General features: G+C 57.1%; 20 protein-coding genes and 1 tRNA gene. 10 read left to right on the forward strand and 11 right to left on the reverse strand.

Features of this window, described 5'->3' with window-relative positions; all coding sequences use genetic code 11:
- Nucleotides 1-154: 154 nt before the first annotated feature.
- A complete protein-coding gene (locus DHN55_RS08465; protein WP_337660064.1) occupies nt 155-1,102 on the forward strand; it encodes an alpha/beta hydrolase in 948 nt (315 codons plus the stop codon).
- A 22-nt stretch (nt 1,103-1,124) separates the two neighbouring features.
- On the opposite strand, the gene DHN55_RS08470 is transcribed toward DHN55_RS08465, so the two are convergent.
- From DHN55_RS08470 to DHN55_RS08480, 3 genes are all read right to left on the reverse strand, one after another.
- The gene (locus DHN55_RS08470; protein WP_108880863.1) at nt 1,125-1,931 is read right to left on the reverse strand and encodes an inositol monophosphatase family protein; all 807 of its coding nucleotides are present in this window, start codon (nt 1,929-1,931) and stop codon (nt 1,125-1,127) included.
- A 372-nt stretch (nt 1,932-2,303) separates the two neighbouring features.
- Nucleotides 2,304-2,795 carry a GNAT family N-acetyltransferase gene (locus DHN55_RS08475; protein ID WP_108880864.1) on the reverse strand — a complete coding sequence of 164 codons (492 nt, stop codon included), beginning with the start codon at nt 2,793-2,795 and terminating at the stop codon, nt 2,304-2,306.
- Entirely contained in the window at nt 2,795-3,685 is an 891-nt protein-coding gene (locus tag DHN55_RS08480; protein WP_108880865.1) for an N-formylglutamate amidohydrolase, read from the reverse strand. Before DHN55_RS08480 ends, DHN55_RS08475 begins: the two co-directional genes overlap by 1 nt.
- Before the next feature lie 326 nt (nt 3,686-4,011).
- On the opposite strand from DHN55_RS08480, the gene cpdR reads away from it, so the two are divergent.
- Both cpdR and DHN55_RS08490 read left to right on the forward strand, forming a co-directional pair.
- Nucleotides 4,012-4,371 carry a cell cycle two-component system response regulator CpdR gene (cpdR, locus tag DHN55_RS08485; RefSeq protein ID WP_108880866.1) on the forward strand — a complete coding sequence of 120 codons (360 nt, stop codon included), beginning with the start codon at nt 4,012-4,014 and terminating at the stop codon, nt 4,369-4,371.
- A 119-nt stretch (nt 4,372-4,490) separates the two neighbouring features.
- Nucleotides 4,491-4,565 (forward strand) — tRNA-Val (locus DHN55_RS08490).
- Between the two features lie 89 nt (nt 4,566-4,654).
- On the opposite strand, the gene DHN55_RS08495 is transcribed toward DHN55_RS08490, so the two are convergent.
- Nucleotides 4,655-5,446: a methyltransferase domain-containing protein gene (locus DHN55_RS08495; protein WP_108880867.1), complete on the reverse strand. Its 792-nt coding sequence runs from the start codon at nt 5,444-5,446 to the stop codon at nt 4,655-4,657.
- 427 nt (nt 5,447-5,873) lie between these two features.
- The gene (locus DHN55_RS08500; RefSeq protein WP_108881788.1) at nt 5,874-6,935 is read right to left on the reverse strand and encodes a pyridoxal-phosphate dependent enzyme; all 1,062 of its coding nucleotides are present in this window, start codon (nt 6,933-6,935) and stop codon (nt 5,874-5,876) included.
- Nucleotides 6,936-7,432: 497 nt separating this feature from the next.
- Between DHN55_RS08500 and DHN55_RS08505 the strand changes: the two genes are divergently transcribed.
- The 3 genes from DHN55_RS08505 to DHN55_RS08515 all read left to right on the forward strand — a co-directional run bounded on the left by DHN55_RS08505 (nt 7,433) and on the right by DHN55_RS08515 (nt 11,855).
- Nucleotides 7,433-7,864 carry a VOC family protein gene (locus DHN55_RS08505; RefSeq protein WP_108880868.1) on the forward strand — a complete coding sequence of 144 codons (432 nt, stop codon included), beginning with the start codon at nt 7,433-7,435 and terminating at the stop codon, nt 7,862-7,864.
- A 209-nt stretch (nt 7,865-8,073) separates the two neighbouring features.
- The gene (locus DHN55_RS08510) at nt 8,074-9,468 is read left to right on the forward strand and encodes a diguanylate cyclase (RefSeq protein WP_108880869.1); all 1,395 of its coding nucleotides are present in this window, start codon (nt 8,074-8,076) and stop codon (nt 9,466-9,468) included.
- A 131-nt stretch (nt 9,469-9,599) separates the two neighbouring features.
- The gene (locus tag DHN55_RS08515; RefSeq protein WP_108880870.1) at nt 9,600-11,855 is read left to right on the forward strand and encodes an EAL domain-containing protein; all 2,256 of its coding nucleotides are present in this window, start codon (nt 9,600-9,602) and stop codon (nt 11,853-11,855) included.
- 68 nt (nt 11,856-11,923) lie between these two features.
- Here DHN55_RS08515 and DHN55_RS08520 read toward each other — a convergent pair whose 3' ends face one another.
- From DHN55_RS08520 to DHN55_RS08540, 5 genes are all read right to left on the reverse strand, one after another.
- A complete protein-coding gene (locus DHN55_RS08520; RefSeq protein ID WP_108880871.1) occupies nt 11,924-13,336 on the reverse strand; it encodes a short-chain fatty acyl-CoA regulator family protein in 1,413 nt (470 codons plus the stop codon).
- 68 nt (nt 13,337-13,404) lie between these two features.
- Nucleotides 13,405-14,160, reverse strand: coding sequence for an NAD(P)-dependent oxidoreductase (locus tag DHN55_RS08525; protein WP_108880872.1), 756 nt, complete (start codon nt 14,158-14,160; stop codon nt 13,405-13,407).
- Between the two features lie 10 nt (nt 14,161-14,170).
- The gene (sucD, locus tag DHN55_RS08530; RefSeq protein ID WP_108880873.1) at nt 14,171-15,061 is read right to left on the reverse strand and encodes a succinate--CoA ligase subunit alpha; all 891 of its coding nucleotides are present in this window, start codon (nt 15,059-15,061) and stop codon (nt 14,171-14,173) included.
- A complete protein-coding gene (locus DHN55_RS08535) occupies nt 15,058-16,254 on the reverse strand; it encodes a malate--CoA ligase subunit beta (protein WP_108880874.1) in 1,197 nt (398 codons plus the stop codon). The genes sucD and DHN55_RS08535 overlap by 4 nt, the downstream gene beginning before the upstream one ends.
- Before the next feature lie 13 nt (nt 16,255-16,267).
- Nucleotides 16,268-16,693: a hypothetical protein gene (locus DHN55_RS08540; protein ID WP_108880875.1), complete on the reverse strand. Its 426-nt coding sequence runs from the start codon at nt 16,691-16,693 to the stop codon at nt 16,268-16,270.
- A gap of 206 nt (nt 16,694-16,899) precedes the next feature.
- Between DHN55_RS08540 and DHN55_RS08545 the strand changes: the two genes are divergently transcribed.
- Nucleotides 16,900-17,883: an aldolase/citrate lyase family protein gene (locus DHN55_RS08545; RefSeq protein ID WP_108880876.1), complete on the forward strand. Its 984-nt coding sequence runs from the start codon at nt 16,900-16,902 to the stop codon at nt 17,881-17,883.
- A gap of 42 nt (nt 17,884-17,925) precedes the next feature.
- Here the strand turns inward: DHN55_RS08545 and DHN55_RS08550 are convergent, their stop codons facing one another.
- On the reverse strand, nt 17,926-19,164 hold the full coding sequence (locus tag DHN55_RS08550; protein WP_108880877.1) for an MFS transporter: 1,239 nt from the start codon (nt 19,162-19,164) through the stop codon (nt 17,926-17,928).
- Nucleotides 19,165-19,416: 252 nt separating this feature from the next.
- Here DHN55_RS08550 and DHN55_RS08555 point away from each other — a divergent pair, with 252 nt between their 5' ends.
- The 3 genes from DHN55_RS08555 (at nt 19,417) to DHN55_RS08565 (ending at nt 23,018) form a co-directional block, all read left to right on the forward strand.
- Complete coding sequence (locus DHN55_RS08555; protein WP_108880878.1) at nt 19,417-21,015, forward strand: ABC transporter substrate-binding protein; 1,599 nt, start codon at nt 19,417-19,419, stop codon at nt 21,013-21,015.
- Between the two features lie 73 nt (nt 21,016-21,088).
- The gene (locus tag DHN55_RS08560) at nt 21,089-22,099 is read left to right on the forward strand and encodes an ABC transporter permease subunit (RefSeq protein ID WP_108880879.1); all 1,011 of its coding nucleotides are present in this window, start codon (nt 21,089-21,091) and stop codon (nt 22,097-22,099) included.
- A gap of 7 nt (nt 22,100-22,106) precedes the next feature.
- Nucleotides 22,107-23,018: an ABC transporter permease subunit gene (locus DHN55_RS08565; protein WP_108880880.1), complete on the forward strand. Its 912-nt coding sequence runs from the start codon at nt 22,107-22,109 to the stop codon at nt 23,016-23,018.
- Nucleotides 23,019-23,020: the final 2 nt, after the last annotated feature.

Raw genomic sequence — 23,020 nt, forward strand, 5'->3', positions numbered from 1 at the left:
ACAATTGATATTTAGGAGACCTTTTTCCGGTTTCAAGTCCTGCTGCCTTGTTGCTGTAATTCACTAGGCGGGTTGCCTAGAATACAAGAGACGGGTCAGGTGAAATGTGATCAAATGGCCAGTGAGGGGAATCAGCAGAGGAATGGCGACCAGTATGGCAGACGGATTTGTGTTGGTTGCCGGCAACCCCGTGCCTGCCAATGCCAGTTGTGGGTATCTTGACGTCTCCGACAAAGTGAAGGTGCGCTATGGCCTGTTCCCGGCGCAAGGAGAAGCCCGTGGCACCGTGTGCTTCCTGCAGGGCCGTGGCGAATGCATGGAGCGCAATTTTGAAACCATCCGGGACCTGACCGAACGCGGCTACCAGGTTGCAGCCCTTGACTGGCGCGGGCAGGGCGGTTCGCCTGCTGCCAACGGGCCCAACCGGCATGGTCACATATCCACCTTCTCGTATTACCTGTCCGACTTCACAAAATTCATGGAAGAGGTGGTGTTGCCAGATTGCAGGCCGCCATACATCCTGCTGGGCAACTCAATGGGCGGGCACATCGGCCTGCGCACGATCGTCAAGCACAACTGGTTTGCCGCGGCGGTCATGGTCGCACCGTTGATTGATATTCCTTCAAGCCACCTGCCGCGATGGGTCAAGGTGGCCGTGGTCACAGCCATGACCTATGCAGGGCTCGGCAGGCTGAAGGTGCCGCTTCATGTGTCCCGGCTCATCCGGCCGGAAGATTTTCCCAAAAATCCGCTGACAACGGACAAGACCCGGTTTATGCGAAACATGCGGTTGTGGCAGGAAGCGCCGCATCTGTCTGCCATCGCGCCGACTGTCGGTTGGGTGAGCGCGGCGTTGAGGTCGTGCCGGAAACTGCGCGCGCTGAACGATTCCACGCCCCTGCGCTGTCCTGCACTGCTGGTCATCGCCGGCCAGGACGTTGTGGTGGCCAATGAGACAATCCAGCAGTTTGCCCGCTTTGTGCCGGGCGCCGCCACCATTACCATCAACGGGGCGAAACACGATATCCTGGCCGAAATCGACACGATCAGGGACCAGTTCTTTGCGGCATTTGATGCTTTCGTGGCTGACCGGGTGAAGTAACAGCCGGCCGCCGTGTCCGCACTCAAGCCAGCAGGGCCATCGCCTGTTCATGCAGCGCCCGGTTGGCAGCGACCAGAATATCGCCGCCGTTGCCGGGGTCCTTTCCCTCCCAGGTCGTGACGATGCCGCCGGCTCCTTCCACGATCGGGACAAGGGCGGCAATATCATAGGACTGCAGGCCGGTGTCGATGCTGATACCCAGCTGGCCCGCAGCAACCATGCAGTGAAAATATGAATCCGCGTCAAAGCGCAGGTGCTGAACCGCATTCTCAATGCGCGCCAGGCGTTCTTCATGGCCGTGCTTGCGATAAAGGTACGGTGCCGTTGTGCCGGCCAGCACTTTGGAGAGGTCGGTTTCACTGGTGCAGCGCAACTCGGTTTTTCGGCCCGCGTGCAGCAAGTGGGCACCAGCTTTGCTGCCGGCAAAAATCTCGTCTGTAAACGGCTGCCCGGCAGCACCTGCGATCATGCGGCCGTCATGCTTCAGGCCGACCAGTGTCATCCAGGTGGGGGTTCCGGAGATGAAACTGCGCGTGCCGTCGATCGGGTCCAGTATCCAGGTGAAATCATCATTGCCGGCTTTTTCGCCGAATTCCTCGCCCAGAATACCGTGATCGGGGTATCGTTCCTCGATCATGGTGCGCATGACCTCTTCCGCGGCACGGTCGGCCTGGGTGACCGGATCGAACCCGTCGGCCTGCTTGTTGTCGACCGCCATGGCGGTTCGATACATGGGAAGGGCGATCGGTCCGGTTGCCTGTGCCAGTTCCACGGCAAAGGCCAGAAAGGCTTCAGTTGAACCGCCGGCTGGGGCTTCGTCTAGGGTCATGGAATGAAACTCATATTTATGTTGCAGTTGCACAATAAGCGATCATATCGCTGTTGTTCAGCTATGCAGCCTGTGCATTTCTGTAATGCAGTTAAACGGCAATTGAAAGCTTTTTTGCGAATTTTATTCAAAATAATATTTTAAATTCAATAACTTAAACCTCTGCAAAAATCGTTTCCTGTTGTAATTGGCCGAAAAACTTTCTATCGACACAGCCTTGAATCTGTCACTGTGCAGTGCAATATAGGCCATGGTGATTACGAAGGATTACTCCTTTATTCTCACTTGCCCTTTTTAGGGCGTTTCCTCCCTAGACTTGGGCCGCCGTGCATTTGCATGTGCGGCCCTTTTTTCTGTTGAACGCTGCGCGGGCTATCTTTCCCTGACATTGGCGATGTGCAGCGACATTAGATTGTAATGGCTGCGATCTTCAAATCCGGTTTCGGTATACAGGGTTTTTGCCGCCGTGTTGTCCCTTTCCACCTCCAGGTGCAGCGCGCATAACCCTTCATGCCGGGCCCATGCGCACACGGCTGCCAGTGCGGCGCGGCCGATACCTTGCCCGCGAAATGCCTCGGCGATGAACAATTCATCCAGAAACGCATCGCGACCGCCGAATTCCAGGGAAAACCCGAATGCCAGCACTGCGTAGCCGACAGTTACGGTATCCGGCGTCTGCACCAGGAGAATGCGTCCCTGTGCGGGCATGGCAAGCAGGCTGTCGATCGAGGCGCGCCGTGCCCGTGCTGCCACGTCAACGCCTTCGTGCTGGTGAAAAGCCGCAACAAGGTGATCGATTTCGGCCGCCTGTTCCGGGCCGGCTTCAATCAACTCGATTGGCGGCGGGGCGGCAGACGTAGCCATTACTCGGCAGCGATGGAACGCGGCGGTGTTGCATCGGAGGCGCGGGCGATGAACCGTGACATGACGTCAAGCATCAGGGTCTGCAGCCGTGAAAATCCACGGGTCTTCTTCAGCGTGGTTTCATTCATGTAGAGGCCGCGATTGACCTCGATCTGTACGGCATGCACGTCTTCACGCGGCCGGCCGTACTTCTGGGTTATGAACCCGCCGGCATAAGGCCGGTTGCGCGACACTTTCAGGCCGTGGGCGCGTAATTGTTCTTCCAGGTGGCGGACGATCCAGGCCGAACAACTGGTTCCGTGCCTGTCGCCGAGCACGATATCCGGGCGCCCGGAGCCTGAAAGCCCGGCCACCGACGGCATCGAATGGCAGTCTACCAGGATGGCCGTCTGAAATCGCTTGAACGTGTTGGCCATGAGGTCCCTGAGCGCCTCGTGATAGGGCATGTAAAAGTGCTGAATGCGGCGATCGGCGTCCGGCCAGCTCAAGGTGTCCAGATATATGTTCTCGCCTTCACTCACAATACGCGGAATGGTGCCGAGGCCGCCTGCGACACGCGCCGACGCGGTGTTGACATGGGCCGGCAGCGGGTCATGAAACATATTGGGATCCAGCTCGAACGGTTCCCGGTTGACATCCAGCCAGGCACGCGGGAACCGGGCCTTCATCAGCGGCGCCCCGAGCGCCGTCGCGGTGCCGAACAACTCGTCGACGAAGCAGTCTTCGGAGCGGCGCAGATTGTGCAGGTCCAGCCGCGACGATGCCTGGAACTCGGCACCGTAATTGCTGCCGGAATGCGGTGAGTTGAACACGACCGGAGAGGTTTGCACGCCTGGCGCATCAATCTGGAAGCCGGGCTCGACCTGATCTGATTTGGATTTACGTGTCATAAGCAGGACAGGTCGCTGTGCGGTTGGAGGAACAATCTGCGGTTGTAGCAACAACCAGACCCATTAAGCCCTCGTCGCAGGTGGCGCGTCAACGCCGATTGTCTGTCCGGCGCTGTGTATTTCACCAGTTGAAGCGGTATTGCAAAAATCCGGTCCGGTTGAGTATGCCATGCGGGGCAAAATACAACTTGTACGGCATTTAAATTCAACGAAATCACATTGTGCGTCTTCACATGCGGTTTACTCTTTGACAGTATGGTGCCGCGGTGTGGGTGGGCAGTGCGCTATGCTGGCCATTGGAAATTGCTGGAGGCTGGTAAGCGGCAATGGCTCGTATTCTACTTGCTGAAGATGACAACGACATGCGGGGCTTCCTTGCCCGAGCGCTGGAGCGTGCCGGTCACGAGGTGCATTCGTTTGCAGAAGGCGTCAGCGCGTTCGAAGAACTCAAATCGCGCGAGGTCGATCTTCTGCTCACCGATATCGTGATGCCGGAAATGGACGGCATAGAGCTTGCCCGACGGGCTGCCGAACTGGACCCGGCCCTGAAGATCATGTTCATCACCGGATTTGCGGCCGTGGCCCTGCATCCTGATTCCGAGGCACCGCGCGACGCCAAGATACTGTCGAAGCCGTTTCATCTGCGCGATCTGGTCAATGAAGTCGACCGGATGATTGCCGCCTGACAGACGCCTGCAAACGGGCCTTGCATGGGCGTTGCCAACCTTATATAGAAACCTTCGCGTTCAAGACGCGCCGATCTGCCGAAGGCCTGTAAACCGGGTCAGCAACCAAGGCAGTCTTCGGGCGGTTAGCTCAGTGGTAGAGCACTACGTTGACATCGTAGGGGTCACTAGTTCGAACCTAGTACCGCCCACCATTTTCTACATCAGTCGCTGATTGCGAGCACCTCGGAACTCTGCGTCTACAGAGTGACTGTTATGAGGTGCAAATCGCCAGACCTCTCGGTTAGCGCGTTGCTGTCACAACGAACTGCGGTGCGAGCGCCAGATAGCTTCTGCCCACCAACGCCTGCTCGATTGTAGAGAGAATTTCTTCAATACTGGCATTGCTCATTTGCCCGCGATCCCGGGCATAACCGGCCATGTTCTTGATCATGGGCAACAGTCTTCCATCAGTGTCAGGTCGGGCAACGACTTGAACATCTATTTCGGAGAACCCGGCAAGCGCCATCAAACCATGAAGTTTTCTGCCAATGTCTGGCGTCCGGCACGCGTGACTTGCAGCGTCGACGAGGGCGGCCCAGGTCTCGGTGGGTACAGGCTCGACAATCATCATCGGCCAATCACCTTCGATGGCGTGCACCTTGCCCTCGGCTTTCAGGACGCGCCGGAACTCACGGATCACATGTTCTGCATTGTCAACGTAGATGAGAGTGTTTCGAGTGGTTAAGCGATCCAGAGAAGCATCCGGCAATGGCAATCTGGAACCATCGCACTGATGCGCGCTGATCCTATCGTCGGTTCCGGCAGCCATTGCGTTGTTTCTGGTTTGAGAAATGAAATCCGAGTTGATATCCAGCGCGTGAACATGTCCATCGACCCCAACCCATGAAGCGATTTCAATTGCTGTGTAGCCAGGTCCGCAGCCGAAATCGCCAACAACATGCCCCGGGCCAATGTCAGCCGGTTCATAGAGAATGGATGACGCCGGGTTCCATTGGAACATGCGCTGATATCGTTCCAACCTGTCCCTGTCGATGTTAATCCAATGGTCCTTGTAAAAAGGATCGTTAGCCATGAATGCGCCGCCTCAACAGGTTACAGTAGTTAGTCAAGGGTAGCGGGCTGTTGTCGATGGATCAAATTTCCCCTTCGGGTCATGAGCGGACTTCGGCGGAGTAAAGATCCATGGTATATTGGTCCGCCTAGCTGTTGTTGCCAATCTGTTGACAATTTGAGAATCAACTCAGTCCCAAGCCAACCACAAGTGAACAACATTGTTCGAATTCTTGAATGTTTAAGTCATTGAAATCAATGAGGGCAGGACGGCGTCAATCTGCACTTCCAAGAATTGACATCGTAGGGGTCACTAGTTCGAACCTAGTACCGCCCACCATTTTCTCATTTTATAAAGCTTGAGCGTAGCGCGGCGCTCACTCGGGCTGATTATGTGCAGCGAGCCACAATGACTAGACGGGTGTGCTGCACTCAATGTTCGAATTCGGCTAAACATTGAACGGCTTGAGTTCTATAGCGCCGAACTGTTCTGCATAGGCGTGAATGGCGGGCGTTCCGCCAAGATGCATCAGCAATATCTTGGCGTCTGGTTCGAAGTGACCCGATGCATTCAGGTCAAGCAAACCGCGAATGGCGCGGCCTTCATACACCGGATCAGCAATCAACCCTTCTTTGGTCGCCATAAGGTGGATGCCTTCCTTGATTGCGTCATCTGCAAACCCGTAACTCGCGTTGTTCGAAGCGATTACATGCACATCACTTTCGTTCACCCTATCGGATAGTCCCAAGGTCTCCAATGCTTCATTGGCCAGTTCACGTACCCGCCGCGCCTTGATCTCTGTTTCGCCGTCATCCGCAACTCCTATGATGTGAGTATCGACGCCCAATGCTTTGAAACCTGCCAGCAGGCCCGCCTGGGTGCTACTGGACCCGGTGGTGTGCAGCAGATGGTCAAAAATGATCCCCGTTTGCTCCATCTGAACCGCAAGTTCCGCCGCACAGTTAATATACCCCATGCTCCCAAGCGGATGCTCGGATGCACCGCCAGGGATAAGATATGGCGAATGACCCAACTCACTCAGGTGAGCCATGAACTCTTCAAGCGGTCCCTGGTCTTCGATAGGGCGTTCTATCTCGTCTACATAAAGCTCGGCCCCCATTAGGTCGCTCAAAAGGATATTGCCGACCTGACGATAATTGGGTCCTGCATCCTTAGTCCACGCACAGTGCAGCAAGGCACATTTCATCCCCGCTCGGGCTGCAGATGCTGCCACCTGGCGGGTGTGGTTCGACTGGATGGCTCCAACTGAGACCAACATGTCGCATCCTTGACGAAGGGCATCTCCAACCAAAAACTCCAGCTTGCGGGTTTTGTTGCCACCTCCCTCCAAACCTGACAAATCATCCCGTTTCATCCAGAGTTGGGGGCCATTCAGCAAAGCAGCAAAATTGTTGAGGGGATGTAGCGGGGTCGGCAGCTGCGCCAATCGAAACCTCGGCAGAATGTCCAGGCGCTTATTTAAATCTGCCAGAGCAGAAACTTTGATCATCACACGCTCTCCTTGCCGCAGAAACAATATCAAGTGTGGCCTTTCGTCTGCTTGTCTTCAACGCCCGTTTTGTCCACTTAGCTGCGGTTGCCAATCTGTTGCCATTTTGAGTGCCAACTGAACCCCCAGGCCAACCACAAATGAACAACAGTGCTTGATTTCTAGAATCGGTAAGATATTGCAATTACTCAGGAAAAAATAAGGTCCATCTGTTTTTTCGAGAATTGGCATCATAGGGGCCACTGGCCCGTAGCCAGTACCGCCCACCATTTCTCGATCAGTCATTAATTGCGCGTGGCCGAGTACATGCTGGGTGCAGAACGACAAGCCGGAACTCCCGACGGACGTCCGCCACGAATGCCGGACTGCTGAGTTTGTATCTCTCCGGGCATTAGGACGCAGGCCGCGCCAATTCCCTGAGAGCCACCTTGTTCAAATGCGGCTCATGCGGCACTATTTTCACTCAAGACCGTTGGCCAGTGCTGGAGGAGCAATCAATGAAGTTCAGCCATGTCAGCATGGTTGCGCGCGATACTGATCGCCTCGCGGAGTTTTACAAAACGGTCTTCGACTGTGAGGACACTGTTGAACGATGGCACATGTCCGGCGAACAATTGTCCCGGGGCAACGGCGTCCCAAACTCCGAGATCTATGCAGCTTGGTTGAGCCTGCCCGGCGCAGACGGCCCGTTCCTCGAGATTTTTCAGTACAAGAATATCCAGGATCGCCCGACGCCATCGGTAAACCAGCCTGGCTACGGGCACATATGTTTTGAAGTGAAGAATATCGAGGCCAAGCTCGATGCGGTGATTGAAGCGGGTGGCGCGGCGCTTGGCGAGATAACCGATTTAGGAACTGCGGAAGCCCCGGTGCTTTGTGTCTATGTGCGCGATCCCGAGGGTAATGTCGTGGAACTGGAGCAGAAGTAGAGCACGGATCGCATTACCGAGAACACCGTTGGGCATTGAACGGACATTGGCCCAGGCAAATCAAATGTCCTGTCGCTTCCACATCAGGCCGGGCGAATATCTTAGAAAAGATACAAATGCAAATATACCGGTTAGGAATGCAGCAGGACTTGATCTGCACAATGTAGAAATCCGCGATTAGTCGAACTGTGGTGTGCAAGGAACTTGTTATGACGGAAAAATCTGGTGACGAAACAGGCTTTGACATAGCTGGCTGTGGGCTTCCGGACGTCTATCCAGCCCTGGACGCCATTTCCAAAGTCACGTGTGCTGCGCTGAATGTGCCGGGCGTGTTTTTGTCCGTGTCGGTCAGCGAGGATGATGAGGTCCGCTGTTTCGCCGGTGTGAGCAAGGCTGATGTGAAAACATGCGCCGAGTTGATCGGGCCGGAAGTGGCCCGCGCCGGTATCCTGCAGATTGGTGATCTCAAGAGTGCAAAACGCAGCGGGGTGCGGAAAATTGCCTCCGCCATGAAGTCAGTGCGTGCAGTCCTGGCGGTGCCTGTCGTGAACGGACAAGGTGAGACCATAGGTGTAATCGCTGTCCTTGATAAAAAGTCCCGGCGGTTCACTGTTTCGGACCGTGCTGTCTTGAGAGACAGTGCCGTCAATATTTCCGGGCTGGCGGTTCTTCACCAGGCTGCTGCGGATCATCAGGCTGCGGAGGTGGAGTTGAAGGATGCCATGGAAGCCTTGCCGGACGGCTTTGTGCTTTATGACAAAAACGACCGGCTGGTGCATTGCAATCGGCGATATCGCGAGATTTACAAGGAAAGCGGAAACCTGCGTGTGCCGGGTGTCAAATTCAGTGACCTGATCCGGCAAGGTGTTTATGCCGGCCAGTATTCGGATGCGATCGGCAAGGAAGAAGAATGGATTGCACAACGAATTCACGAGCATCAAAACCCGGGAAAACCGATCGAGCAACAATTGCCCGGTGACAGATGGCTCAGAATCCAGGAGCGCCGGACAAACACCGGCGGCCTGGTCGGTTTCCGGATTGATGTCACGGAGCTGAAGCGCCAGGAACGCGAGCTGAGCCGGCTTGCATGGACAGATTCCCTGACCGGCGCGCTCAACAGGCACCGGTTCCTGGAGCTCGCCGAAGCTGAACTGACGCATTCGCAGCGCCATTTCCGGAATGTGTCCCTGCTGATGCTGGATCTGGACAATTTCAAAAAGATCAATGACTGCCGCGGACACGCTGCCGGAGATCATGTGCTGCGTGCGACCTGCGAAAGCTGGCAGAAACAGCTTCGGGGCCGTGATCTGATAGGACGGCTTGGCGGTGAGGAGTTCTGTGTGCTGCTGCCGGACACCCGCGGCGATGATGCCCTGGTTGTGGCCGAAAGGCTGCGCAAGGTCACCGAACTGCAGAAACTCTCCTATGACGGCGAGGCCATTGATGTCTCTGTCAGCATTGGAACAGCTGTGTATGAAAACATCGCTGATACAATAACCTCGGTAATCAAGCGGGCGGACCGGTCCCTGTACAAGGCAAAAAGCTCAGGTCGAAATCGCGTTGAAGCAAACATTACCCTGAGTCAGGCAAAAAAACCCGTTTAAGCGACAAATTCAGGGTTTATTTTTAGTATACTCCAATTTTCCTGAGTTGTTGTTTTCACAATATTTTAATTGACTTTGACCATTGTGTCCCCGGGAGCATTGCTCCAGCAAACAATCGGGATGCAAAACAGATGGCGACGATCACGGCATTAAGAACACTGGACCACAAGGTTGTCGACAGCCTTCAGGTGGTTGAACCCGGCGCTGATCCCGCTCTCGCCGACCTGTGCAGACTGGTCGCCAGGACCATGCGCGTGTCGGGATGTGTCGTTGCGATTGTGGATGACACGGCGGCCTGGGGCAAAGCGTCGTTCGGCTACGAGATGATGCGGGTTGCACGCCGCGAATCCCTGTCGAATCTGATTGTGGATGCCGGCAAGCCCCTGCTTGTCCATGACGCCACGACGCGGCCGCACCTCAAACACTATTCGCAGATCGCCAGTGGTAAAGTTGTCGGATTTGCCGGCGCCCCCCTGAACCTCAGGCCGGGGCATACTGTTGGTGCCTTGCTGCTGGTCAACGACGCGCCGCTTTCAGGCGACAGCACCAATATTGAAGCCCTGACGGATTTCGCTGATCTGGCAGTGAGCCTGCTCATGAAGGAGCGGGCCAACCGGCAGCGGCGGCAAGCCCTGGCGGACCGGAAAAAACAGGCGGAAAAATTCGAAAAGCAGGCGTCAATTCTGCATCGCCAGACCAGGTTGTTTGATCAGATATCGCGCATAACCAGTATCGGAACCTGGCAATTCAGCCCGGATACCTCCGAGATTGTCTGGTCTGACGCAACCAGGAAAATTCATGGGGTTGAGCCTGATTATCAGCCGCAGATTGAGACAGCTATCGAGTTTTATTCGCCGCCATGGCGGGAAACCGTTTCGAACTGCCTGAAAAACACGATCCTCACCGAGGAACCGTTTGATTTTCACGCGGAGATAACCAGGGCGGACGGCGCCAAGCGCTGGGTGCGCTCGCTGGGAGAGATTGCAATAGACAATGAGGGAAACAAGCAGGTGTTCGGGACATTTGAAGATGTCACCGAGCAGCACACTCTCAAAAGCAAACTCATTGCGATGGCTTACACTGACGACCTGACAAACCTGAAGAACCGGCGCAGTTTCTACGAGGCCCTTGAAAACCATACCTCGACCCTGGACCCGGACAAGGACCGGTACGCGGTCATCGCAATCGACGTGGACGATTTCAAGAACGTCAATGACAGGTTGGGTCATACATCCGGGGATGCTTTGCTGATGGAAATCGGCCATCGCCTTGCCGGCACAATCGGTACGGATGGCGATGTTTACAGGTTGGCCGGTGACGAGTTCAGCGCCATCGTGCCCGTGGAAACTGATCCTGAAACCATGCTGGCTGAAATCAGTGACCTGTTTTCAAAACCTTTTGAACTCAACGGCACCGAACTGGCGGTTTCCGGCAGTGTCGGGGCTGCGTTGTATCCCGATCACTCGCAAAACCTGACGACCTTGTACGACTTCGCAGATGCTGCCCTGCTGCAGGCAAAGAGCAAGGAACTCCGCGCCGTGCAGGTCTTCTCGCCCGAATTGCGGCAAAAGCGGCTTGATGCGCAAGCGCTTCTTGAAGAAGTCGGTCGGGCGGTCAAGCGTGATGAGTTTACCGGATTCCTGCAGCCGATCGTCAATTCAACAGATCGCAGAATAGTCGGGTTTGAAGCCTTGGCGAGATGGAAAAAATCCGACGACGTGATATTGCCCCCTGCAATGTTCTGGCCGGCACTGGAAGATCCGGTGCTGTCAATCGAGATTGGTGATGCAATCATTCACCAGTCAATTTCAAACATGGCTGCCTGGTTGCGCAAGGGAATTGCGGTTGACTACATTTCGGTCAACGTGTCGACTTCGCAGCTTTCCAGGCCGGAGTTCGCCTCGTTTGTTCAGGATTTGTTGAGCAAAGGCAATATCTCGCCAAAGACCCTGACGATCGAAATCACGGAAAATGTATTGCTGTCGGGACGCAACCCCCAGGTCAGAAAGACGCTGGGCGAGCTGGACGAAATGGGTGTGTCCCTATCCCTCGACGACTTCGGAACAGGCTTCGCCAGCCTGTCGCATCTGAGAACCGAGAATTACGACGTACTCAAGGTCGACCGCGAATTTGTCATGGGCCTGCCTGAGGACAGGCCGTCATTTGGCATCGTCAAGGCGCTGACCGAATTTTCCAACAGTCTTGAGAAAAAAGTCATTGCAGAAGGCGTCGAGACGATAGAGCAGGCGGATCTGCTTGCCGGTCTGGGATGTGACTGTCTTCAGGGCTACTATTTCAGCAAACCGGTCTCGGTCGATGAAGCGACCCGGCTCCTGATTGCACCGCCCTGGCTGCAGGATTGTCAGGTGAAAGGGCTGACCGCTTGAGCGGTACGCCGGGAAAAGCATCAATGAGCCGGTCACCGACAATATCGCAGGTGACAGACAAACCCGGTCTAGCTTTCGAAATGTGTGGCGCCGCGGCGGTTTTCGTCCAGTGGCAGGTTTGAATAAAACGGATCGTGGGCGCGCTGTTCGCACTGCTGGCGCGGGCACAGCCGGCAATTGACGCCAATTTCCGTGACCATTCGCGTTGCCTTGGGGTCGATGGTAATGCCGTAGATGGTTTCCTGAGAATATTCGATCGAGCACCCCAGCGACACCGCCAGGCGCTTGTCTTCGGTCGAGTATTTCGTGGTTGGCCGGTCGACGGTCCGGTTGACGGTCAGGTACCGGCTGTTGTCCGGCATTTCGACGATCTGGGTCATGATGCGGCCCGGCACGCGAAAGCAGTAATGGATGTCCAGGCGCGGACAGGCACCGCCATAACGCGCCAGCTGGATCGGTGTGACGTTGAAGCGCTTGGAAATGTTTCCGGCCCGGTCGACCCGCAGGAAGAAGAACGGAATGCCTTTCTGTCCCGGCTTCTGCAGTGTCGTCAGACGGTGACAGACCTGCTCGTATGACACGGAGAACAGGGCTGACAACCGGTCAATATCGTACTTCGCCTGGACCGCTTCCTTGAAGAAATCTCCATACGGCATCATCAGCGCAGCTGCGAAGTAGTTTGCCAGCTCAACCCGGCAGCGCGCCGCCATGCGCTCGCTGGAGCGCAGTTTGTCTGACAGCTGTTCTCCCAGAAGATCAGGAAACTCGATTAGCGCGATCATGTGGGCCAGCTGGAACACCCGGTTGTTGTGGTCAAGCCCGTCGGACAGCAGGATCTGCTTCTTGTCCGGATTGTAGTAGCGCAGCGACATGCCGAGCAGCTCCGCACGTACCTGTTTTACGTCAATGCCCAACCGGTCCTTGAGGTGGGATTTCAGCGCGCCGTACATTTCCTGGCGGTCGGGAATGTCGGGTACCCAGAACTGCTCGGCGCACTGTTCAAGTGCGGGGAAGTGGTTGTTGTTCCTGCGGAAGAAATCGTGCACGCCGTGTTCGATGGAAAACGACGCATTCATGGAGTCCGACATGGCTTCATTCTGTTCCGCCAGCCGTTCGCCGAAGGTGCGGTAGGCGTTGAAGATATTCAGCATGCCGCGAACCAGGTTGGGCGATCCCTCAAGCGCACTGCGCAATTCTTCGACGTCAGGCGGTTTGTCGCCGAATGCAGGGTCCCTGGTGACCTCACGCAGCTCGCCGAGAAGCATGGCGGAATCGGAGTTGGTCAGGTCGCGCCAGTTGATGCCGAAATTGTCGGCCAGGCTGATCAGGAACTTAAGCGAGGCACTGCGCTGGTTTCGCTCCACCAGATTGACATAGCTGGGACTTACGCCCAGTGCCTTGGCAAGGTCGGCCTGCGTCAGGCCGTCATTCTGGCGCAGTTCTCTCAGCTTGGGGCCGATGAATATTTTTTGTCCAGCCATCTGGTGATGGAGCCTGTAATTGCAGGTTTAGTCAAGTTTGTAATTTATGAGATTGACTTGTTGACTGATTACGAGGGGGCTGACATTGCCGCGCGCGCTTGTTGGCTTCTGCTGCCCGTGCACGGCAGCAGAACCACGTTTTCACAACCCCTGATACGATCACACATGGAAGGTGTCGCATCCAGGCCAGCACCGGCAATCGTGCCGTACCAAAGCGCATCGGCCAGCGCCTCTTCATCTACCAGTTCGCTTCCGGCGATGTTTATCAGATAGCCGTCCGGTTTCATCTTGTTCAGCCGCAGGGCATCGATGAGATGATGGTTGTCTGCATTTGCGCGACAGTGCAGGGAGACAAAATCCGACTGCCCCAGCAGGTGGTCTATGTCGTCAACCTGTTCGGCACTGAGCTGGTCGAGGTCGTCTTCCGGCACCACTGAGCGGTTGTGAACCACGATCTTCATGCCAAAGCCAAGGTGCGCCCTGCGGGCGGTTTCGCGTCCGATACGCCCATATCCGACTATACCCAGGGTTTTGCCTGACAGTTCCCGGCCTGCTATCAGCAGAAGTTTCATCGCGAGCTCGGCCTTGATTTCCGTTACCTCGTCGGGTGTGCCGGGCGCTGCAATGGCCTTGTCCCTCGCCATGCCGGCATTGACGTGACCTGTGCCGGCGGCACAGCGTTCAATCATTTTCAGGGCAGGACCCTGGCCGCCCGGAACAGATGAACCGAGGGTGTCCGCTAAAGTCGGAAACATGGCGTCACAACCTTTCATGGCTGAGTTCAATGTGGGTTCGTCGGCGCGCAAGGATATCTGGTTTGCCATCGGCAATTCTTCATGCCGCCCTGCTGTGCACGCTGTGTACGGTTGCGCCGATCTCTGATGGGTTGGGCACGATCGCAACGCCGACTTGGCGCAGCAATTCAACCTTTTCCGGTGCACTTTCCCCGAATGCCGAAATGATCGCACCGGCGTGTCCCATGCGTTTACCCTTGGGCGCGGTGAGGCCGGCAACATAGGCGATGACCGGTTTGGTCATGTGATCACGGATGAATTCTGCCGCTTGTGCCTCCTGCGGGCCGCCGATCTCGCCGATCAGGACAACTGCGGATGTGTCATCATCGTGTTCAAACAGTTCCAGGATGTCCCTGAACGAACTGCCGTTGATCGGGTCTCCACCGATGCCGACACTGGTGGACACGCCGATGCCCAGCTCTTTCATTTGCGAGGCGGCTTCATAACCAAGCGTGCCGGAGCGGCCTACGATGCCGATCGAGCCGGGAAGGTAGATGTGGCCCGGCATGATGCCGGCCAGTGCTTCGCCCGGCGTGATGATGCCGGCGCAGTTCGGCCCGAGCAGCTGCATGCGTCTGTCCTGGCGGTATCTGCGCATGAAGCGCTTGACGCGCATCATGTCCTGAGCGGGAATGCCGTCGGTGATCGACACACACAGATCAATGCCCGCATCGGCTGCTTCCATAATCGAATCCGCGGCGAAGGGTGGTGGCACCACGACCAGGCTCGCCGTTGCCCCGGTGGCGTCGACTGCTTCCTTGACGGTATTGAAAACCGGCTTGCCCATGGCCGTTTCGCCACCGCGGCCGGGAACGACGCCGCCAACTACATTGGTGCCGTAGTCGATCATTTCCTGGGTATGAAACTGACCGATGCGTCCGGTAATGCCCTGAACGATCAGTGGTGTGGTCTTGTTGATCAGGATGCTCATGATGCTGCTGCAATGGTTGGAGGGGTGAGGCCGGACTTGCAGATTGTCACGGCTTTTTCGGCGGCCTCCGCCAGGGTGGTGGCCGTGGCTATCGGCAGGCCGCTGTTTTCCAGTATCTCCATGCCTTTTTCCACATTGGTACCGGCCAGGCGCACGATTACCGGCAAGTCCATGGCGGTTGACTGAAGTGCCTGCACAACACCTTCGGCAACCCAGTCGCAGCGGTTGATACCGGCGAAAATGTTGACGAGAATTGCGCTGACGTTCTCATCGGAACGAACAAGGTTGAACGCTTTTGCCACCCTTTCCGGCGAGGCGCCGCCACCTATGTCAAGAAAATTGGCTGGTTCGCCGCCCGCCAGCTTGATCATGTCCATGGTCGCCATTGCCAGGCCGGCGCCGTTGACGATGCAGCCGATATTGCCGTCCAGGCCCACATAGCTCAGTCCCTGATCAGCCGCTTTCGTCTCGCGCAGATCTTCCTGGCTCTTGTCACGCAGTTCCATGATCTGCTGGCGGCGGAAGAGAGCGTTGTCGTCAAACTCCATTTTGGCATCGAGAGCCATGACCGAATTGTCCGAGGTCACAACCAGCGGGTTGATTTCCACCATGGTGGCGTCAAGGTCGCGGAAAGCCCGGTAACAGCCCCTGATCGTGGTGACGGCGCCCTGAACATGACTGGCGTCAAGTCCGAGCTTGAAAACGATTTCACGTGCCTGGAATTCAGTGAGGCCGACAGCCGGGTCAACCACACTGCGTATGATCGTGTCCGGCTGATCCTGGGCAATTTCCTCAATTTCCATGCCGCCTGAAGACGAAGCCACCACCATGATGCGCTCGCTCGAGCGGTCAAGCACGAATCCGAGATAGAGCTCGCGTTCTATTTCGACACCGCTTTCAATATAGACGCGGTAGACGATCTTGCCGGCAGGCCCGGACTGATGCGTGACCAGTTTTTTGCCGAACATCTCATCGGCGGCATCAAATACCTCGTGCTCGTTGCCGCAGACCTTTACGCCGCCTGCCTTGCCACGTCCGCCGGTGTGAACCTGGGCCTTTACGACCCATTTGTCGCCACCGATTTCATGAGCCCTGTAGGTCGCCTGCTCCGGGCTGTAGGCCAGCCCGCCGGATGGCACCTTTACGCCGAAGTCTCTAAGGAGGTCCTTGGCCTGATACTCATGAATGTCCATGGTCTTGGGTCTTTCAGGCTGCTGCGGAGCGCTGGAAACCGGCAGTGCCGGGTTGCGGGGCGTGCTGATGCGGAACCGCGGGAACTGCGGTCTGTGCATCGCGTGCGAAATGTGCTTCCGGTACCTCGATATCACGGCAGAACGCGCTCACAGCTTCGGGCTGGTCGGTGATAACCATCATCCGGCCGCGGCCTTCCGTAATCCGGCGCATAAGGTCATTCTTCTGCCAGCCATGTGGCTTGCTCAGGTCAATCGGCAGTTGCTCATAATCCACCTGCAGGTTCCTCAACCGCAGCAGGACTTCCTCCTCAACCGGCCGGGCACCGGTAGCAGCAGTGAAGCGGATATCCAGTACCGCCGCGCATGGCAGGTCACTGGCGCGCTGCATGTTCTGCACATCGAGGTCGTTGGCTATCGTGATTTCGGTATCGTGTTGCATTTTCGGTGCTCCCTGAATGTCGTTTTCGCTGACCGGAAGCTACGCAAATGGATGCATTCCAGGGAAGTAAATTCGCGTCAATATGTGTGATGAGTAATTTTCAAATTTACTTTTGTCATTTTTGTAAAGTTATTTGTTTTGTTCTTGACAAATGGTTTTGAGCGTCCTTTTGCTGACCGGCATTCTTCACATCAGGAGCACCAGACATGAGCTTTCATACCATCACGCAAGCCCCGGCCCGATTGAACCGCAGCGAGTTGGCTGTGCCGGGAAGTCAGCCGCAAATGTTTGAAAAAGCAGCGCAATCCGACGTTGATGTGATTTTTCTGGACCTTGAGGATGCGGTTGCGCCGGATGACAAGGTGCAGGCGCGCAAGAACATCATAGAGGCCCTGAACGATGTTGACTGGAACACCAAGACCATGTCGGTCCGGATCAACGGCCTGGATACCCACTACATGTATCGCGACGTGGTTGACATTCTTGAGCAGGGCGGAGACCGCCTCGACCTGATCATGATCCCGAAAGTCGGCACGGCTGCCGATGTTTATGCGCTGGACATGCTGGTCACGCAGATCGAAACAGCCAAGGGATCAGACAAGCGCATCGGTTTTGAGCACATTATCGAAACCGCGCTTGGCATGCAGAATGTCAACGAGATTGCCGCAGCCAGCCCGCGCAATGAGTCCCTGCATTTCGGTGTTGCTGACTACGCAGCCTCAACCCGCGCCCGCACCACTGTTATCGGCGGTGTCAACAAGGACTATTCGGTGCTGACCGACCCGCAACCGGGCGGTGACGCTGCGCGCGAATGCCACTGGGGCGACATGTGGCATCATGCGCTGTCGAAAATGGTGGTTGCCGCGCGTGCCAACGGGCTGCGGCCGGTTGACGGACCGTTCGGAGATTTCTCCGATCCTGAAGGATACACCGCAGCGGCAAAGCGTGCAGCAGCACTTGGCTATGAAGGCAAGTGGGCCATTCATCCGTCACAGATCGAACTGGCCAACCAGGTGATGAGCCCGGGCAGCGAGGAAGTCGACCGGGCGCGGCGTATTCTTGTTGCCATGAAGGAAGCTGCAGAGCAGGGCAAGGGGGCTGTTTCGCTGGACGGGCGTCTGATCGATTACGCCTCGATCCGGCAGGCGGAAGTGCTGGTGGAAAAAGCCAACCAGATTGCTGCAGCCTGATCACTGATTGCCGCTTGCGTGCATGGCCACGGAGGCGGCACTCTACTGTTCATCGTCCACTTCAAGTTCAAACACCGACTGCGATGTCTTGGGCAGCGGGGCGAACGGGCTGCGCTCCAGCCGGTCATAGGCGGGGCCAAACGCCAGCCGGTACAGAATGAACAGCGCGAACACGGCAAGCGCGGCTGATATGAATACAAACAAGCCGCTCTCGTTGGTGTGCTCGATCAGCTGCGCCGCGACGGTCGGGCCGATGGCGGCGCCGATCGAGTAGATCAGCAGCAGCCCGCCGCTGGTCTGCACCAGCTTGTCATTGGCGACATTGTCGTTGGCATGCGCCAGGCACAAGGCATAAAGCGGCACCATGAGGGCGCCGTGCACGGTTGCCAGCACCAGGATGGCCCACAGATCGGACAGCGGCCAGAAGGCTATCAGGAACCCGGTTCCGACCGTTCCCAGTGCAACCGGCAGGATCACCAGCCGCCGGTCGTAGTGATCCGACAGCTTGCCCAGCGGCCACTGTGACAGCGTGCCGCCGAGAACAAAGGCGGCCATCAGCAAGGTGATCTCGAAGACGCTCATGGCGCGCAATTGCCCGAAGGTTGGCCCGAGCGTCCAGAACGCGCCTTCGACGGCCCCCACCAGCAGACAGCCGATGGTGCCGACCGGCGATATCGACAGCAGTCCTTTCAGTTCCAGCCTGGCGGTCGGGATCGGCTTGGGTTCGCTGGTCGGTGTCAGCGCAATGGGAACCACGGCCAGGCACAGCAGAAAGGTTACGAGCGCAAACAGGGTCTGCCCGGCGGTGCTGGCGACATTGACCAGCAACTGGCCCGCCATCGTGGTTACATTGGCGACGATGATGTAGATCGACAGGACCCGGCCGCGGGTGGTGTTGTCCGACTGGTCATTGAGCCAGCTTTCAATCACCATGTAGGCAATGGCCAGCGCCACGCCGGAAAAGAACCGCAATGCCAGCCACAGGAATACATTCGGCCACAGCGGATAGAGCAGGGATACTGCGGCTGCAATCGCCACCACGCCTGAAAATGTACGGATGTGCCCGACGGTTTTCACCAGTGCCGGGCCGAACACGCAGCCGAAAACGAAACCGGTGGCATAGATGGTGCCGAGATACCCGACCAGCGCGGGCGAGAACTGCTCGATGCCGGCCCTGAGCGGCAGCAGTGTCTGGAACAGGGCGACCGCTGTCAGCAGCAGCCCGGCGCCAACCAGCAGGGTCGCAATGGTGCGAGGAGAGTTCTTTTCAATCGCACTCATGAAACCTGACCCGGAAACAGTTTGCCTGTGCCCACCTTGATTTTTTCCCGCCGTGATCGTCAAGCCCGGTCAGGCAAATCTCTGACAAATCGAACCCGTGTGCCGGACGTTGAGTGGCCCGCGCTGAGATAGGGTTTCACGATAAGTAATTGACCGGTTTCTGCTGTAGGCACGGGTGCGGAAAGATGCTTTCATGCAATATCCGCCGTAATCGGATGAATTGTCAGTCTGTAAAACAGGGAGAAGACAACAATGACAAAAACGAAATTACTTATGGCCACTCTGCTCGGCGCCACCATGCTGGCATCAGGAGCGGCTCAGTCAAAAACGCTGGTCTATTGCTCGGAAGGTTCACCGGAGGGTTTTGACCCGGCGCCGTTTACCGCGGGCACAACCTTCGATGCGTCGTCGAAGCCGTTGTATAACCGTCTGGTAGAATTCAAGCGCGGCACATCGGAAGTGATGCCCGGCCTTGCTGAAAGCTGGGAAGTGTCCAGTGACGGGCTCGAGTACACCTTCAAATTGCGCAAGGGCGTCAAGTTCCAGACCACCGACTTCTTCACTCCCAGCCGGGACTTCAATGCTGATGATGTCGTGTTCTCGTTCGAGCGCCAGTTGAAGAAGGATCATCCCTGGAACCAGTATACCGCCGGTATCGCGTGGGAGTATTTTGACGGCATGTCGATGCCTGACCTGCTCAAGTCGGTTGAAAAGGTTGACGACAACACGGTCAAATTCGTGTTGAACCGGCCTGAAGCGCCGATGATCGCCAATCTGGCAATGGATTTCGCCTCCATCATGTCGGCCGAGTATGCGGCCAAGCTGGAAGCTGACGGCAAGAAGGAACTGCTCAACCAGCAGCCTGTCGGCACTGGCCCGTTCAAGTTCGTCGCCTATCAGAAAGACGCCGTCATCCGCTATGCCGCGCATGAAGGATACTGGGCCGGCAAACAGCCGATTGATGACCTGGTGTTCGCCATCACAACCGATGCGTCGGTGCGCCAGCAGAAACTGAAAGCCGGAGAGTGCCATGTGGCACCTTATCCGAACCCGGCGGACCTGGCCGACCTCAAGGCAGACCCGAACCTGCAGGTAATGGAACAGGAAGGCCTCAATGTGGGCTATCTTGCCTACAACTCCCTGGTCGCCCCGTTCGACAAGCCGGAAGTGCGCAAGGCGCTGAACATGGCGATCAACAAGCAGTCGATTCTGGATGCGGTGTTCCAGGGCGCCGGCAAGGAAGCCAAGAACCCGATTCCGCCGACCATGTGGTCCTACAACAATGCGGTAAACGACGACGGCTACGACCCGGACGCCGCCAAGAAGATGCTGGAAGCAGCCGGCGTCAAGGACCTGAAGATGAAGATCTGGGCGATGCCGGTTCAACGCCCCTACAATCCCAACGCCCGGCGCATGGCTGAACTGATCCAGTCTGACTTCTCCAAGATCGGGGTCGGGGTCGAGATCGTATCTTATGAGTGGGGTGAGTATCTCAAGCTCTCCAAGGCAAAGGACCGTGACGGTGCGGTGCTGTTGGGCTGGACCGGTGACAATGGCGATCCGGACAACTTCCTGGCCGTGCTGCTCGGATGTGACGCCGTTGGCGGCTCAAACCGCGCGCAATGGTGCAACAAGGACTTTGAAGCCCTGGTCCAGAAAGCCAAGACCGTGTCGGACAAGGCTGAGCGCACCAAGCTTTATGAAGACGCACAGGTTGTGTTCAAGCGTGAAGCACCGTGGGCAACCATTGCCCATTCAGTGGTGTTCATGCCGATGTCGAAAAAGGTTTCAGGCTATGTGATGGACCCGCTGGGTGGTCACTGGTTCGACGGCGTGGACCTCGCCGAATAAGCCTGGACTTCTGACAACAAAAGTGCCCGCCGTGTCCTGATATTCGCAGGTCACGGCGGGAGGTGGGGCTTTCATGTTTCAATTTCTTATCCGGCGCATCGGATTGATCATCCCGACGTTCATCGGGGTAACCATTGCCGCGTTCGCCTTTATCAGGGTGTTGCCCGGCGACCCGGTGTTGCTGATGGCGGGCGAGCGCGGGGTATCACCTGAGCGCCACGCTGCACTGATGAAGCAATTCGGTTTCGACCGGCCGATCTACGAACAGTATTTCGACTACTTTTTTTCTGCGCTGCAGGGGGACCTGGGCAATTCGCTGGTGACCAAGAAACCGGTGTGGGACGAGTTTTTCACCCTGTTTCCGGCCACCCTGGAACTGTCGCTGTGCGCCATCATATTTGCCGTATTCATTGGGGTGCCAGCCGGTATTTACGCAGCCACGAGGCGCGGATCATGGCCGGACCAGACCATTATGGGAACCGCGCTGGTCGGCTATTCAATGCCGATATTCTGGTGGGGACTGTTGCTGATCATCCTGTTCTCCGGCACCCTGGGCTGGACGCCCGTGTCAGGGCGCATATCGCTGCTTTACTTCTTCAAACCGGTCACCGGCTTCATGCTGATCGACAGCCTGTTGTCCGGCCAGAAGGGCGCCTTCTCGTCTGCGCTGTCTCATCTCATTCTCCCGACCATCGTGCTGGGCACCATCCCGCTGGCCGTTGTGGCGCGTCAGACCCGGTCTGCCATGCTGGAAGTCTTGAGTGAGGATTACGTGCGCACGGCGCGGGCCAAGGGCCTGTCACCGGTGCGCGTGGTCGGCGTTCACGCCTTGCGCAATGCGATGATCCCGGTGATCACGACCATTGGCCTGCAGGTCGGCGTGTTACTTGCCGGCGCCATACTGACGGAAACCATTTTTTCGTGGCCGGGTATCGGCAAGTGGATGGTGGACAGCATTTTCCGGCGCGACTATCCGTCGGTTCAGGGCGGTCTCCTGATGATTGCCGTTATCGTGATGACGGTGAACCTTCTGGTCGACCTGTTGTACGGGCTGGTCAATCCGCGTATCCGGCATGTGAGGTGACAGGACCATGAGTGAACAGGCGATTGAAACCTCAACCGATACCCGACGCACCGGCATGCGCGCGGTGTTGCAGGAATTCTGGCACTATTTCAGCGAGAACCGCGGTGCTGTTATCGGCATGTGGTTCTTCATCGGTGTCTGCGTCGTTGCGCTGCTGGCCGATCTGATTGCGCCGCATGGCGCCACCACGCAGTACCGCGATGCGCTGCTTACGCCGCCGGTCTGGCAGGAAGGCGGCGACTGGAGGTTCCTGCTGGGCACCGATGCGGTGGGCCGCGACATGCTGTCGAGATTGATACACGGCAGCCGCTATTCGCTGTTCGTGGGCTGCATCGTCGTGGTCGGCGCCATGGCTGTCGGGGTGACAGTCGGACTGATCGCAGGTTTCGTAGGCGGTGCGGTTGATACGCTGATCATGCGGCTGATGGACATTATCCTGTCGTTCCCAAGCCTTTTGCTGGCACTGGTGCTGGTCGCCATACTCGGCCCCAGCCTGACCAACGCCATGATCGCCATCGCCATTGTCCAGCAACCGCACTATGTGCGTCTCACGCGGGCTGCGGTGCTGGGTGAACGAAACAAGGATTATGTGACGGCGGCCAAAGTGGCCGGTGTCAGGCCGTTGCGGCTGATGTTTTACACCATCCTGCCCAACTGCATGGCGCCGTTGATTGTGCAGGCGGCATTGTCGTTTTCCACCGCCATACTTGATGCGGCGGCGCTGGGGTTCCTGGGCATGGGGGCTCAGCCGCCGACGCCGGAATGGGGCACCATGCTGGCCGAGGCGCGCGAGTTCATCCTGCGTGCCTGGTGGGTGGTGACGCTGCCCGGCCTTGCCATCCTGCTCACGGTGCTGGCCATCAACCTGATGGGCGACGGCCTGCGTGATGCGCTTGATCCCAAGCTGAAGCGGAGTTGAGG

This window comes from Anderseniella sp. Alg231-50 (assembly GCF_900149695.1).
Lineage (GTDB): Bacteria > Pseudomonadota > Alphaproteobacteria > Rhizobiales > Aestuariivirgaceae > Anderseniella.